The organism is Protaetiibacter mangrovi (genome assembly GCF_024752305.1).
Taxonomy (GTDB): domain Bacteria; phylum Actinomycetota; class Actinomycetes; order Actinomycetales; family Microbacteriaceae; genus Homoserinibacter; species Homoserinibacter mangrovi.
The window spans coordinates 368,725-383,357 of sequence record NZ_JANTHX010000004.1 but is presented as its reverse complement, the minus strand read 5'-3'; the positions used below and the strand labels follow the sequence as shown (position 1 = coordinate 383,357).

General features: G+C 73.0%; 11 protein-coding genes. 2 read left to right on the top strand and 9 right to left on the bottom strand.

The window, feature by feature from the left end; all coding sequences use genetic code 11:
* The 8 genes from NUH29_RS04040 to NUH29_RS04005 all read right to left on the bottom strand — a co-directional run bounded on the left by NUH29_RS04040 (position 1) and on the right by NUH29_RS04005 (position 11,782).
* The gene (locus NUH29_RS04040) at positions 1-2,388 is read right to left on the bottom strand and encodes an ATP-dependent helicase (RefSeq protein ID WP_258797720.1); all 2,388 of its coding nucleotides are present in this window, start codon (positions 2,386-2,388) and stop codon (positions 1-3) included.
* 100 nt (positions 2,389-2,488) lie between these two features.
* On the bottom strand, positions 2,489-4,021 hold the full coding sequence (locus NUH29_RS04035) for a S1C family serine protease (protein ID WP_258797719.1): 1,533 nt from the start codon (positions 4,019-4,021) through the stop codon (positions 2,489-2,491).
* Between the two features lie 134 nt (positions 4,022-4,155).
* The gene (locus tag NUH29_RS04030; protein WP_258797718.1) at positions 4,156-4,356 is read right to left on the bottom strand and encodes a hypothetical protein; all 201 of its coding nucleotides are present in this window, start codon (positions 4,354-4,356) and stop codon (positions 4,156-4,158) included.
* Positions 4,357-4,551: 195 nt separating this feature from the next.
* Positions 4,552-6,675: an Ig-like domain repeat protein gene (locus NUH29_RS04025; protein ID WP_258797717.1), complete on the bottom strand. Its 2,124-nt coding sequence runs from the start codon at positions 6,673-6,675 to the stop codon at positions 4,552-4,554.
* 117 nt (positions 6,676-6,792) lie between these two features.
* The gene (locus NUH29_RS04020; RefSeq protein ID WP_258797716.1) at positions 6,793-7,455 is read right to left on the bottom strand and encodes a response regulator; all 663 of its coding nucleotides are present in this window, start codon (positions 7,453-7,455) and stop codon (positions 6,793-6,795) included.
* A complete protein-coding gene (locus NUH29_RS04015) occupies positions 7,452-8,687 on the bottom strand; it encodes a sensor histidine kinase (protein ID WP_258797715.1) in 1,236 nt (411 codons plus the stop codon). The genes NUH29_RS04020 and NUH29_RS04015 overlap by 4 nt, the downstream gene beginning before the upstream one ends.
* Entirely contained in the window at positions 8,684-10,711 is a 2,028-nt protein-coding gene (locus NUH29_RS04010; protein ID WP_258797714.1) for a sensor histidine kinase, read from the bottom strand. The genes NUH29_RS04015 and NUH29_RS04010 overlap by 4 nt, the downstream gene beginning before the upstream one ends.
* 81 nt (positions 10,712-10,792) lie before the next feature.
* On the bottom strand, positions 10,793-11,782 hold the full coding sequence (locus NUH29_RS04005; RefSeq protein WP_258797713.1) for a glycerophosphodiester phosphodiesterase family protein: 990 nt from the start codon (positions 11,780-11,782) through the stop codon (positions 10,793-10,795).
* A 30-nt stretch (positions 11,783-11,812) separates the two neighbouring features.
* Between NUH29_RS04005 and NUH29_RS04000 the strand changes: the two genes are divergently transcribed.
* Both NUH29_RS04000 and phoA read left to right on the top strand, forming a co-directional pair.
* Positions 11,813-12,322, top strand: a complete 510-nt coding sequence (locus NUH29_RS04000) for a hypothetical protein (protein WP_258797712.1) — start codon at positions 11,813-11,815, stop codon at positions 12,320-12,322.
* Positions 12,323-12,443: 121 nt separating this feature from the next.
* Positions 12,444-13,883 carry an alkaline phosphatase gene (phoA, locus tag NUH29_RS03995; RefSeq protein ID WP_258797711.1) on the top strand — a complete coding sequence of 480 codons (1,440 nt, stop codon included), beginning with the start codon at positions 12,444-12,446 and terminating at the stop codon, positions 13,881-13,883.
* A gap of 54 nt (positions 13,884-13,937) precedes the next feature.
* Here the strand turns inward: phoA and NUH29_RS03990 are convergent, their stop codons facing one another.
* Positions 13,938-14,600, bottom strand: coding sequence for a hypothetical protein (locus tag NUH29_RS03990; protein ID WP_258797710.1), 663 nt, complete (start codon positions 14,598-14,600; stop codon positions 13,938-13,940).
* Between the last annotated feature and the right edge of the window lie 33 nt (positions 14,601-14,633).

Genomic DNA, 14,633 nt, shown 5'->3' with positions numbered 1-14,633 from the left:
CTACAGCTTCTCGATGGGCGCGATCTTGATGAGCAGGCGCTTGCGACCGGCGGTGTCGAACTGCACCTCGGCCACGGCCTTCGGGGCGGTGCCCGTGACGTCGACCACGCGACCCTCGCCGAAGTCGGTGTGCCGGATGCGGTCGCCCGGGGCGAGCGTCAGGTCGCCGTTGTCGCGCACGGCGCCCGTGACGGCGCTCGTCCACTCGCGCTTCTCGCGATTCGGCGCGGGCGGGAGCGAGGTGCTGTAGCTGAAGCGCTGCCGGGTCGGGGCGTTGAGCGCCCGCGAGCGGGTGCCGCCGCGCGAGTTCGCCTGGCCGGGCGACTGGCGCCACTCGATGAGGTGGCCGGGCACGTCCTGGAGGAAGCGGCTCGGCATCGCGACCGCCGTGTCGCCGAACTGCGCGCGGGTCATCGCGAGCGAGAGGAACAGCCGCTTCTTCGCGCGCGTGATGCCGACGTAGAACAGTCGCCGCTCCTCGGCGATGCCGCCCGGCTCCCCCGCCGACATCCGGTGCGGCAGCAGGTCCTCCTCGATGCCCGTGAGGAACACGGTGTCGTACTCGAGGCCCTTCGCGGTGTGCAGGGTCATGAGCGTCACCGATCCGGACGCGTCGTCGATCTCGTCGGCGGCCGCGACGAGGGCCACCTCGGTGAGGAAGTCGATCAGCCGGCCCTCGGGGTTGCGACGCGCGAACTCCTTCGTGAACGAGAGCAGCTCCTCGACGTTCTCGGCGCGCACCTCGTCCTGCGGGTCGCGCGTCGCCCGCAGGGCGTCGACGTAGCCGGTGCGCACGATGAGCTCGGTGAGCACGTCGGCCGGTGGCGCGGTCGGCACCATCGCCTCGACCTCGTCGAGGGTCGTGCCGAGGTCGATGATCGCCTTCGTGACCTTCGGGCCGAGGCCCAGCTGGTCGGCATCGCGCAGCGTCTCCCGCAGCGGCACGCCCAGGCGGTCGGCGTGCGCCTGCAGCGCCGCCTCGGTGGCCGGACCGATCCCGCGCTTCGGGGTGTTCATGATGCGCCGCAGGGCCAGGTCGTCGGCGGGGTTCGCGACCTGCACGAGGTAGGCCATCGCGTCCTTGATCTCGGCGCGCTCGTAGAACTTGGTGCCGCCCGCGATCCGGTACGGGATCGCCGAGCGGATCAGGATGTCCTCCAGTGCCCGGGTCTGCGAGTTGACCCGGAAGAAGACCGCCATGTCGGAGTAGGCGGCGCCCGCCTCGCGCAGCTTCTGGATCTCGTCGGCCACGAACTGCGCCTCGTCGTAGGCGCTGTATCCGGTGAAGCCGGTGATCTTGTCGCCCGCCCCTGCGGTGGTGAAGAGGTTCTTCTCCTGGCGGTCGAAGTTCGAGGCGATGACGGAGTTGGCGGCGTCGAGGATGTTCTGCGTCGAGCGGTAGTTCTGCTCGAGCAGGATCACACGCGCCTCGGGGTAGTCGCGCTCGAACTCGACGATGTTGCGGATGTCGGCTCCGCGGAACGCATAGATCGACTGGTCGGAGTCGCCCACGACGGTGAGCGACGCCCCCGGGATGCCGCCGTTCGCATCCAGCCGCATCCGCGTGTCGGCGGGCACGTGCTGCGGCTCGACCGGACGGGTGAGCTCGCGGATGAGCGCGTACTGGGCGTGGTTGGTGTCCTGGTACTCGTCGACGAGGATGTGCCGGAACCGACGCTGGTAGAGCGCGGCCACCTCGGGGAACGCCCGGAACAGGTGCACGGTCTCGGCGATGAGGTCGTCGAAGTCGAGCGCGTTGGCCCGTCGCAGGCTCTCGGTGTAGCGGCGGAACACCTCGAGGAAGGCCGCGTCGGCGGGGTCGTCGGCGTTGACGCTGCGCGCGTAGGAGTCGACGTCCGACAGCTCGTTCTTGAGCTTCGAGATCTTCCCGGCGACGCTCGGCACCGTGAGCCCGAGGGTGTCGACCTCGAGCTCCTTGATGATGCGCTTGAGGAGGGCGCGCGAATCGGCCGAGTCGTAGATGGTGAACGCCGTCTTCAGCCCCATCGCCTCGGCCTGGCGCCGCAGGATGCGCACGCACGCCGAGTGGAAGGTGGAGATCCACATGCCCTCCGCCGCACCGCCCACCAACTGCTCGACGCGCTCGCGCATCTCGTTGGCGGCCTTGTTGGTGAAGGTGATCGCGAGGATCTGGCTCGGCCACGCCTCCCGGGTCTGCAGCAGGCTCGCGATGCGGCGGGTGAGCACGCTCGTCTTGCCCGACCCCGCGCCCGCGACGATCAGCAGCGCCTTCCCGCGGTGCAGCACCGCCTCGCGCTGCTGCGGGTTCAGCCCCGCGAGCAGCGCCTCGTCGACCGCGGGCGCACCCGAGGAGGGCAGCCCGGAATCACCCGGATCGCTGTCGAATCCGTCGAGGAGGAACGTCATGGCGTGACGAGTCTAGGCGTCACCGCCCACAGCGTCCGGCGCCCGGCGCGGTGAGGGGACGGGTGCCGCGCCAGGAAGGAGCGCGGCACCCGCCCGACGATCAGAAGCCCGCGATGAAGCTGCTGACGATGCGGTCCAGGGCGGCGACGTCGTCATCGTCGAGCGCCTGCACCAGCACGTAGACGAGGTAGCTGCCGTCGTCCGCGATCGCCGCGATGGCGACGTAGTCGGCGGAGGTGGAGCCGCATCCCGTGTAGTACTCGTAGCTGCCGGTGTGATAGCCGTCGGCGTAGCTCTGCACGCCCTGCGACACGCACCCGTCGGGGGTGACGCTCGCGCGGGTGGAGCCGAGCAGCGCATCGATCGACGCGGCGCTCACGTTCGACTGCGTCGCGGCGACGGTGACACCCGGCGCGGTCCAGCCGTTCTGGTACTTCGACAGGCTGGGGCTGGCGCTCACCGTCGCCCACGCGTTGCCGGAGTCGTCGGTGAAGCCGGAGCCGTCGACCTCGTCCCACTCGACGGGCACCGAGACGCCGATGCGTCCCGAGTCGTCGGAGATGTCGACGAAGTCGCCCGACGGCTCGCCGCCGCCCCCGCCGCCGACGTTGGCGACCGCAGCGACCACGCGGTCGGAGTTGACCTGTCCGCGGTAGTAGGACTGGTCGGAGGGCCGGAACAGCTCGATGTCGAGCGTCGCCTCCGGACCGTGGGTGCGCAGCACGTCGCAGTACTCGCGCATCGAACCGTCGGTGCCGACGCTCACGCCGCCGAGGCGGGTGATCAGGTCGCCGGGCTCGATGCCCGCCTTGTCGGCCGCAGACCCGGCGGCGACCGAGGCGACCCAGACCCCGAGCCCGCCGTCCTCGCCCGCGATGCCTTGGCCGTTGATGCCGAGGCTCAGCACCGACTCGCCGGCCGCGAGCTGGTCGATGACGCCCTGCACCTCGTCGCGGTGGATCGCGAAGTTGTAGTCGTACGTGTCCTCGCCCGCGTAGTTGACCCCGACGACCCGACCGCTCGAGTCCACCAGGGGACCGCCCGAGTTGCCGGGGCGGATGCGCGCGTCGTGCTCGATGATCGAGTCGATCGAGGCCCACGCGGTGTCGCCTTCGATGTCGGCCTTGGACACGATGCCGCGCGTCATGGTGAACGTCGGGTCGCCGAGCGGGAAGCCCGCCGCGTACACGTCGATGCCGGTCGTGATCTCGCCCGTGTGCCAGGCGAGGTAGGGGTAGTCGCCCTTCTCGAGCTGCACCACGGCGATGTCGAGGCACTCGGATGCGCCGAGCACCCGGGCGTCGAGGGTGTCGCTCTGGTCGCCGCCGCGCCACACGTCGATCGTGCCCGCGCCGACGACGACATGGTTGTTGGTGATGGCGAGGCCGTCCTCGCTGATGATGAAGCCGGATCCGCGGCCGGCGCCCTCGTAGCCGCCGTACTCGGGGTCGACGAAGGTGCCGCGCGCCTCGAGCTGGATGACGGCCTGCTGCACCTGCTCGAAGCCGACCGGCGCGCCGGGTTCGGCGGAGCCGCCGCCCTGGCCCGGGAGCAGGCTGCAGCCGGCGAGGGCGGCGGTCAGGCCGCCCGCCGTGATCACGCCCGCGAGGGCGCGTGTGGTGGTTCGGGACATCGTTCTTCTTCTTTCGTGTGTCGGATTGGGAGTCGGGGGTGATGGGGTGGTGGTGCGGGTGGTGCATGGGCCGCGGGTGCGTCCGGGCGGCGAACCCCCGGTCCCCGCCCGGACGCGCGGCGGCCGCAACCCGACTAGCGGCCGCCGAGTCTCCGCGTGGTCAGGAGCAGGGCTCCTGCCGCGAGGAGAGCTGCGACGAGCACGATCCCGAGGATCGCGAGCTCGCCGCCGGTCTGTCCCAGTCGGGGGTCGGTGGGCAGGGGCGAGGCGGGGACGGTGAGGATCGTGGTGGTCTGATCCTCAGCGGCCGACTCGATCCCGTCGGTGGTGGTCATGGGGGTCCTTCCTGCGGGCGGCGGGTGCCGACGTCCGACCTTCGCGCGCGCGGTGTCCCGAGCCCCAGGGTCGGGAGCCCTCGATCGCGCCCGGATGGGGCCCGGATCCGACCGGGACCCGCGTCCCGGTCGCGGAGGTCGGGACGGCCCGCTCTCCCGAAAGGGCGGGCCGTCCCCGTGCGCGGCGGTGTCCTCCTACCGCGTGCGCACGCGTCGCCGGATGGTCAGGGCAGCCCCCGCTCCGAGGAGGAGCGCGGCGAGCCCGAGCGCCGCGACGACGTTCTCCGCACCCGTCGAGGCGAGCCCCCCGGTGCCGCTCGATCCGGTGCCGGTGCCGCCCTGAGCGGGCGCCGCGTCGACCGTGTAGCTGACGACGCGCTCGGTGCGGTGGCCCGCGACATCCGTGGCCACGATGCGCAGCTCGTGGGTGCCGGGGGTGCCGGTGGGCAGCAGCTCGCCGTCCGGCGTCGACCCCTCGCAGCTCGCGATGCCCGAGGCGTCGTCGTCGCAGCTGAAGTCGACCACGACGCTCTCGTGCTGTGCGTAGTGCCCGTTCGGCAGGATCGAGGGCTCATCGGCCGGCGTGGTCATGTCGACCCACGGCGCGGTCGCGTCGACGTAGAGGTCGAGGTCGCGCGACTCGCTGCGGTTGCCCGCGGCGTCCTCGGCCCAGTAGCTCAGCCGGTAGTACTGGCTGCGGTCGAACGTCACCTCGGCGGTATCCGCCTCGATGTCGCGGCGCACGGTGCCCTGGTTGGTCTCGTACTCGTAGTGGATGAGACGGATGCCGCTCTCGTCGCTCGCGGTGAAGCGCACCGTGACCTCGTCGAGGTACCAGCCGCTCGCCGGCACCGCGGGCTGCTCGACGTCGACGACGGGGTCGGTCGTGTCCGGCGCGATCACGCTGTACTGACGCACGACGCGGTTCGTGTTGCCGGCGAGATCGGTCGCCTCGATCGTGAAGCGGTACTCGCCCGGGGTCGTCGTGTCGACGCGGGCGCCGTCGGGCAGATCGGCCGTGCAGTCGCCGCCGACGAGACCGGAGGTCGCGTCGCCGCACTGGTACTCGACGAACAGCTCCTCGCCCACCGCGTAGCGGGCCCCCTCGGCGATGCCGTACAGGGCGATCTGCGGCGCCGTGGCGTCGACGCGGACGGTGGCCTCCTCCCAGGCGCTGTAGTTGTGCTGATAGTCGCGTCCGCGGTAGCGGACGGTGTGCTCGCCGTCTCCCGCGAGGGGGTAGCGAACGCCCAGGTAGCCGATCTGCTCGGCACCGCCGTCGATGGCGAACGCGGCGTCGAGGTATCCGGAGCCGGCGTCGGTGCCGGAGAAGGCGAGCGACACGCTGCGGAACCAGCCGTTCGCGTTCGGGGCGTCGGGTGTCGTCGAGAGGGTCACGGTCGGCGGGTCGGTCTCGGCGGCGTGCACCCCGACCGTGCGGGAGGACTGGTACGTGACACCGTCGACGACGGTCCACACCCGCGCGAAGTACCGGCCGTCCGGCAGCCCGGTGTAGTTCACCGAGTACTGGGTCGAACCGGGGAAGATCGGGGGCACGGGCTTGCTGTAGGTGGTTCCGTCCGGGCCGGTGAGCTCCGACAGCACGGTCAGGCCGCTGCGCCGGGAACCGTCGACGATCGGGTCGGCCGTGAGCGAGAGCGCGGGTGCGTTGGCGCTGCTGAAGAGTTCGAGGGTGCCCGAGGAGGTCGAGTAGCTCAGCTCGTACTCGGGGGTGATGGGGCGCGTGCCGATGTTGCTGATCTGCAGGGTCCAGACGCCGTCGGGCTGGCCGAGCCAGTAGTACTCGCCCGAGTGGACGACGCCGTTGGCGTTCAGCGGCACGCGGAAGCCGTCGCCGCGGACGACCGCGGCGTCGATGCTCGCGCCGATCGCGTAGACGAACACCATCTTGGCGCCCGTGACGGTGTAGGGGATCTCGAGGGTGTCGCCGGGCGCGATCTCGCCGGACGGGTCCTGCGGGTCGTCCGTCGAGGCGGCCGTGGGGACGAGCTGCTCGGCGGCGACCGGGGTCTCCGGGGTCGCGGCGTCCGGGGTCGGGAGGTCGACCGCCTCGGCCGCCTGCTCGGGTGCGAGGGCGGTCTGCTCGTCCGCCTCATCCGGGGCCGCGTCGAGCTCGGACGCCTCCGCGTCGTCGGGTGCCGCCGCCTCGGGGCTCGGCTCGCCGACGACGGACTCCGTCGCCTCGCCCGGGGGGAGCTCATCGGCCGCGGCGATCGCCGCCGGGATCAGGAAGGCGCCCGCGAGGAGCGCGGTGGCGGTCGCACCGGCGGCGAGCCGGCGCAGGGGGGTGTGCAACATGTCGGGTGGTCCTCTCGTGTCGGCGCGGGACTGCGCCGACGACCGAGACTTCCCGACCCGATGTCCCGACTCCCAGGGACGGATGTCCTCAATTCACCACCACACCAGGGTAGCGGATTAGTCGACGCCCACCCCCGCCTCGCGCGCCATCACGATGAGCGCGGAGCGGTCGGGTGCGCCGAGCTTCGTCGCGATGCCGTACACGTAGTTGCGCACCGTCTTGTTGGTGAGCACGAGGGTGCGCGCGATCGTGGGGTTGTCCTGTCCACGGGCGACCAGATCGAGCACCTCGCGCTCGCGCTCGGTCAGCTCGGGGAACGGGCGCCCACCCGCCCGCTTCGCATCCGTGAGGTAGGAGAGAGCCCGACGCGCCACATCCGCACCCAGCAGCATGTCGCCCGCCGCCACGGCATGGATGGCGCGCTGCACCTCGTCGGGGGCGGCGGTCTTGAGCAGATACCCGCGCGCGCCCGACCGCACCGCGGCGAAGAGCGACTCGTCGTCGCCGAGCATCGTCAGCACCAGCACGCCGATGTCCGGTCGCTCGCGGGTGATCCGCCGGGTCGCATCGATACCCGACGATCCCGCCGCGAGGTCGAGGTCCATCAACACGACCGCGGGCGATGCGGCGAGCACCACCCCGACGGCCTCGTCGGCCGTCTCGGCCGATCCGACCACCTGCACGCCGTCGAGGGTCTCGAGCAGCGAGATGATGCCGATGCGGAACAGCGGGTGGTCGTCGACGACGACGACCCGGATGGGGTCGGATGCGGTGCTCATTCCGTGTGCTCCCGGGATGCGGAGGTGGATGCGGGGACGATCGCGCCGCCCGGCACGCGGAGCACCATGCGGGTGCCCCCCGGACCGGAGTCGAGGGCGAGCTCGGCGCCCGCCTCGACCGCGTGCTCGCGCATGGTCGCGAGACCGACGCCGTCGGCGACGGCGGCCGGGTCGAAGCCGTGCCCGTCGTCGGCGACGGACAGGGTGACGTCGCCGGAGTGCTCGACGAGCCGGATCGCGACGGACCTCGCGGCCGCGTGGCGCACGGCGTTGTGGACCGCCTCCGCCGCCACCAGATAGAGGGGCCGGATCGCGTGCGGCGGCAGCCGCACGGCCGGCGGCGCGTCCACCGCGATCTCGACGCCGGACCCGGCGAAGTCGGCGCCGAGCTCCACGAGCTCGACCGGCAGCTCGAACCCGGTGCCCACCACGCGCACGCTGCGCGCCACGCGCCGCACCTCCCCGAGTTGCGCTCGCAGGTCCTGCGCGAGCCGGGTGGCGAGTCCGGCGGCCGCGACCGGATCCGTGGCACGGAGGTTGTCGACGGCCGCGAGACCGAACCCCACACCCGCGAGCGCGGGGCCGATGCCGTCGTGCAGTTCGCGTCGCAGTGTGCGACGCTCCGCCTGGCGCGCGGCCACGAGACCGTCCCGGGCATCGCCGAGCCGTGCGCTCGCGAGCGCCAACCGGAGCGCCGTCGCGACGACGCCGACGAGTTCCTCCAGCTGGCGCAGCGCGCTGCGCGACAGGCGCTCGCCGTGCCGCGGACTCACCCGGAGCTCCCCGATCCGGACGCCTGCGGTGCGCAGCTCGAGCACGGTCGGGTCCTCGCCGGGTTCACCCACGACGATCGCGTCCGAGCCGTGCTCGTCGGGCACGATCTCGATGGCGGCGACCCCGAGCGCCGCCCGCAAAGCCGCGGCGAGACCGGCGAGACCCTCGGCGCCGGAGTCGAACTCCCCCACCCTTTCGCCGAGCCTTCCGAGCAGTCGCGCCGGATCGCCTCCCGGGCCGTGGACCAGGCGGTCGACGCCCGACGCGATCCCTCCGCGGACCCGTTGGAGCAGGAGTGCGACGAGCGCCGCCGACACGACGCCGATCACGACCTCGTCGAAGGCGGTGACGACCGCGAGCAACTCCGCGACGGCGAGGTACGCGGCGATCGCCGTGCTCACCAGGATCGCCCAGAGGAGCATCCGGGACACCGCTGCGGCGACACGACGGCGGCTCATCGCGGCACCTCCACGACGAGTTCGCGACGCGCTCCCGTCGCCCGGTCGTCGAGGCTGCCCCCCAGCTCGACCGCACGATCGCGCACGGATCCCAGGATCGGCTCCTCGTCGGCCGCCCGCCCACGACCGTCGACCGTGAGCGCGACGCGGACCTCGCGCGGACCGACCTCGATCGCGATCCGGGCGAGGCGCGCATCCGGCGTCCGCCGCGCCAGCAGCACGAGCTCGGCGACCAGGTGATGCACCGCCGCCTCCCGGCCTTCGGGGACGGCGTCGCCGAGACGACCCTCGACCGCGATCTCGAGTCGCGCGCTCGAAAAGCGGGCCGCGAGCTCCCGCAGGGCCTGGTCGACGTCGCCGGAATCCAGGGCGCCCGGCAGGAGCGTGCGGGCCAGGTCGCGCACCTCCGTCGTCCGCTCGGCCAGCTCCCCGCGGATCCCGGCGAGCTCTGCAGCGGCGGCGGGATCCCCGACGGCGACGAGGCCCGGCACCCCGTCCAGCCGATCCGCGCTCCGTGCGAGTCCCGGTCCGAGCCCCGTCTCCAGTTCGCGGGCCACCATCCGCCGCTCCTCTGCGCCGACCTCGCGAGCGCGCTCGCCCGCGTCGAGGATGCCCCGGTTGATGTCGGCGAGCCGCACCGCGACCGCGAGCACTCCGGAGACCTGGTCGAGCACGTGGACGATGCGGCGATCGACCCGCTGCCGCCCCGGGGCCGCCGCCTCGATCCAACCGACCTCTCCCGACGAGCCGCGCAATGCGACGCGCGCCGGAGGGCCGCCGGGCGATCCGGCGACCACGCGCACCCCGTTCGATTCCGCCGAGCTCAGCTCCAGTCGTGCGAGGCGCAGCGCCGAGCGGAGCTCCTCGGCGAGGGCCCGCAGGTCGTCGACGTCGACGTCGTCCGGCACACGGTCGCCGAGCGTGCGCATCAGCTGCGCCGGATCGGCGGCGTCTCCGTAGACGAGCTCGTCGACCCGGCTCTGGATCCAGGTGCGCAGCGGGTCGATGCCGAGCGCCAGCACCGCCACCCCGAACGCCCCCGCGACCAGCGGCGCGACGGGAAAGGCGATCGCGATCGTCGTCGCGATCGCCGAATAGGCGAGCACGAGCACGGCGACCAGCAGCACGTTGACGACCGCGCGGTTGACGGCGACCTCGATGCCTCCGACGCGGCGGCCGAGGGCGAAGACGATGACGGCGGCCGGCATGAAGAGCAGCGCCACGAGGGGGGCCAGCGGCGAGACGCGCGTGAAGGACTGCGCCAGCTCGGGCCAGATGGGCAGGAAGATCGGCGATCCGAGCCCGACGAGCAGCGCCTGGCCCACGACGATCCATCCCTGGCCCGGTCGATCGGATGGCGGCCCGACCCACCGGCGCCAGACGGCCACACCCAGGCTGACGGCGCCGAGGGCGACCGCGGCCGTGAAGGCCGCGACGATCACCGCCCGCAGCACCTCCTGGGCGACGGGGTCGGCGATCGCGAGCGGGTTGTCGGCGACGCCCTCGCGCTGGCGGAACGGGGCGAGCACGACGGGCACGACGGCGATCACGAGCCCCGCCGCGACGAGGCCGCGCACCCCGCGGCCGAGCGGCCGCGACGTGAGCAGGAGGGGGAGGATCGAGAAGCTCGCGAGGGCACCCGGTATCCACGCCCGATCGGCGAGGTGAGCGAGGAGCCCGTCGACGGCGGGGTCGCCGGCGCCGTGCCGCGCCGACACGGTCAGCAGGAGCGAGAGCCCGGCGCCCACCCCCTGCACGGCCAGGATGGCTCCGACGAGGCGCGCGCCCCGCGCGACGATGATGCCCGCGACCGCACCCCACACGACGGCGTATCCGAGGTAGACGACCGCGAGGTCGCCCTCGACGAGATACGGGGGCCCGATGAGCGTCGCCGCGACGACGCCCGCGAGAGCGAGCGCCCACGACGCGGCCGTGACCGCGACCCCCACCGCGAGTGCGGTTCGGCGAGGGCGCACGGGGGCCCATCGCGGGTCGAACCGCGCGGCGTCGCCCGGGGCGCTCATTCCTGCATCCTTCCGCGTCGCGCGGTCTCTGCAGGCCAGGATGCCGCGTCCGCCGTCCCGGAATCCAGGGGCGGTTGTCCCTCAGTCGCCGTCGAGCGCCGCGACGGCGAGATCCGGATGGTCCGCGAACACGCCGTCGACCCCGGTGGCGAGCACGGATGCGAACTCGCCCCGCCAGTCGCCCCACGCCGCGCGGCCGTCGCCCGCGCGGAAGGGCTTCGTGAGGTAGGCGTTCTCGGGTCGCAGCGTCCAGGTGAAGACGTCGAGGCCGAGGCGGTGGGCGCGATCCACGAGCTCCACCCCGGCGCGCGCATCCGGCTTCAGCAGCCGCGCCTTGTCGACGCTGATGCCGTCGACGCGGGTCGCGAGCTCGGCGAGGCCCTCCTCACCGAGCTGGGTCGAGTAGTCGGGAGCGGATGCGCCGAGCCGCATGAGCAGATCGGGTGCGGTGCCGCTCGCCTCGAGCAGGTACACGTAGCGCGCGTCGACGCCCCGCGCACGCACCTCGCCGAGCACCGTCTCCTCGAAGCTCTCCACCACGAGCGGACCGGGGAAGCGGGCGAGCGCCTCCGCGACGAGCTCGCCGAGCGGGATCCCGATCGCGTCGAAGTACACGGCGTGCTTGATCTCGGCCACGAGCCCGAGCGCGCGGCCCTGCCGCTCCGAGGCGTCGGCGATCAGCCGCAGCAGCTCGTCGAGCCGCATGATCGGGGAGCGGCCGTCGAAGGTCGCGGAGTGCGGGCGCAGCTCGGGCAGCCGCTCGACGGCGCGGAGGGTCGAGAGCTCCTCCCAGGTGAAGTCCTCGGTGAACCAGCCCGTCACCGTCACGGGGCCGAAGTTCTTCGTCGTGCGACGGTCGGCGAACTCGGGGCGGCCGGCGACGTCCGTGGTGCCGGAGATCTCGTTCTCGTGCCGCAGCACGAGCACCCCGTCGCGCGTCGCGACGATGTCGGGCTCGACCGCGTCCGCGCCCAGGGCGAAGGCGAGCTCGTAGGCCGCCCGGGTGTGCTCGGGACGGTACCCGCTCGCCCCGCGGTGCCCGATGACCCACGGGCGCCGCTGCTCGCTCACCCGCACACCCTATCCAGCTACGCTCCGAGGATGAGCCCGAGCCCGCCGCGCACGCCGTGGCGCGAGCCGACATCGCTGCTGCCGTTGCGCTGGGGCGACCATGCGACCCGGCTCTGGGCGGGCAGCTGGCTCGTGGTCGGAGGGGGCGTCTCGATCGCGGGTTCCAACACGGAGGCCCTCTGGGTGCTCGCGATGGGCACCGCGGCACACGTGGTCGGGTGGTGCATCCTCCCGTCGGCGGGGTGGCGGCGGGTCGTGGCCGTCGCGCCCGCGACGCTCACGATGTGGCTGCTGCTCGCGGGCCCGCGTTTCCTCGTCGTGCTCGCGTTGCCCTACCTGCTCTGGCTGCTCGTGCGGCACCGGCCGCGGCTCGCCTCCCTCACCGGGATCGGGGTCGCGGCGGTCGCCCTGCTGGTGGGCGACGCGGTCGGCCAGGACTACTCGCGGATGCTGCCCGCCCTGGCCGTGGTGGGCGCCACCATGGTGGGCGGCGCCTGGGTGGCCCGCCTGATCGCCCGTCGGACGATCCGGGCCGACTGAGCGTTCCACCCCTCGTTCGGGGGGTGTTCACCTCGGCGGGGCGATCCGTTCATCCGGACGCTGCGCACCGCTGGTGACCTGGTCGACGCCACCGCATCCACCACCATCGACAGGAGTCACCATGCCCACCGTCCGTGCCCGCCGTACGGGTGCCGCCCTCGGCGCGCTCGCGCTCACGGCGCTGCTCGTCGCGACCGCCGCCGGAACCGCCGGCGCCCTCCCCTCGCCCAGCCCCGACCAGTTCGGCGGCGCCGCCCGCCACGCCGCGCAGACCCGCATCAGCTCCGACCTCACCTCGTCGCTGCGGGACGGCAAGGTCGACAACGTCATCCTGCTCATCGGCGACGGGATGGGCGACAGCGAGATCACCATCGCCCGCGACTACCTGGTCGGTGCGGGCGGCACGCTCGCCGGCATCGACGCGCTGCCCGCGACGGGCCAGTACACGACCTACTCCCTCTACAAGGACGTCCCCTACGCGGGCAAGCCCGACTACGTGCCCGACTCGGCCGCCACCGGTACCGCCTGGGCGACCGGCACCAAGACCTACGACAACGCGATCTCGGTCGACATCCACGGGGATCCGCACGCGACCCTGCTCGAGCTCGCGAAGGCCAACGGCTACAAGACCGGCGACGTGTCGACCGCCGAGATCCAGGATGCGACCCCGGCCGTGCAGGTCGCACACGTCGCCCAGCGGTCCTGCTTCGGCCCCGACTCGGCCAGCTGCGGCCCCGACGCGCTCGTGAACGGCGGCGCCGGATCCATCAGCGAGCAGCTGCTCGACACCCGCCCCGACGTGACCCTGGGCGGTGGCGCCGCGACCTTCGCGCAGACCGCGAAGGCCGGCGACTGGGAGGGCATGACCCTGCTCGAGCAGGCCGAGGAACGCGGCTACCAGCTGCCGACCGACGCCGCGAGCCTCGCGGCGGTGACGGTGGCCGACCAGGATCAGCCCGTGCTGGGGCTCTTCGCGCCCGGCAACCTGCCCACCCGCTTCGCCCCCTCGGTCGCGACCGTCGGCGGGTCCGGCGGTGCGCCCGAGACCTGCCAGGCCAACCCCGACTATCTGGGCGCCGGCCTGACGCTCGCCGACCTGACGTCGAAGGCGATCTCGCTGCTCGACGCGAAGCAGTCGAAGGGCTTCTTCCTGCAGGTCGAGGGCGCCTCGATCGACAAGCGCGACCACGCCGCCGACGCCTGCGGCCAGATCGGCGAGACCCAGGACCTCGACGAGGCCGTGAAGGTGGCGCTCGACTTCGCGAAGAAGGACGGCCACACCCTCGTGATCGTCACCGCCGACCACGCGCACTCGAGCCAGATCGTCGACGGCGCCACCCCCGGACTCGGCACCACGCTGCTGACCGTCGAGGGCTCGCCGCTGCGGATCTCGTACGGCACCGCGGCCGCCGGCGGATCGCAGCAGCACACCGGGTCGCAGCTGCGCATCGCCGCCTACGGCCCGTGGGCGTACCAGGTGGTGGGCCTGAGCGATCAGACCGACACCTTCTTCACCATCGCGAAGGCCATGCGGTTGGATCCGCGGGCGCTCAGCCGCTGAGGGCGATCGCGACGGGGACGGCCGACCGGCTGTCCCCGTCGTGCGCGTCTGGGCTCAGACGCGCACCGACTCGTCGCGGCGGTCGCGGAGCCGGGCCACGATCGTCTCGAGCTCCAGGCCGCTCGGCACGGCGAGACCGCCGAGCCCCGCACCCAGCACCCCGAGAGGCAGCTCGACCGAGTCGCCCGCGCAGGTGCGGACCTCGAGCGTGACGCCGCCGACGGCCCGCCCCCAACGGGTCACGCGGCTCACGCGGATGACGTCGACCCGCTCCCAGGGCTCGCGGCCCAGGCGGATCGGGTGCTCGGGGGAACCGCTCCACAGCTCGAAGCCGGTCTCGTCGGCGAGCAGCGTGATCCCGACCGGGAGGAACGCGACATCCGGATGCAGCCGCCGCATCGCGGCGCCGAGGCCCCGCACCCGCGCACCGCGGAGCACGACGGCTCCGGGCCGGAGGGCCGCGAGCTCCGCGACCCGTTGGCCCGCACGGGCGGCCCAGATCATGAGGCCCGCGAACAGCACGAGCGTCGAGCCCGCGACGAGAGAGGCGAGCAGCAAGAAGTCGGCGAGGGCCGAGGCATCGGCACCCGAATGCACGGCCAGCGCGCCCGACAGCCCCAGCGCCCCGAGGAAGGCGCTGAACAGCGGACTCGGCGCCCAGGCGCCGGTCTCGTCGACGAGCGCGGGGCGCGCCGCTTCGTCGTCGTGCCGCTGCATGCCTGGAAGCGTAGGAGCCCGCGCGGAGGTGCG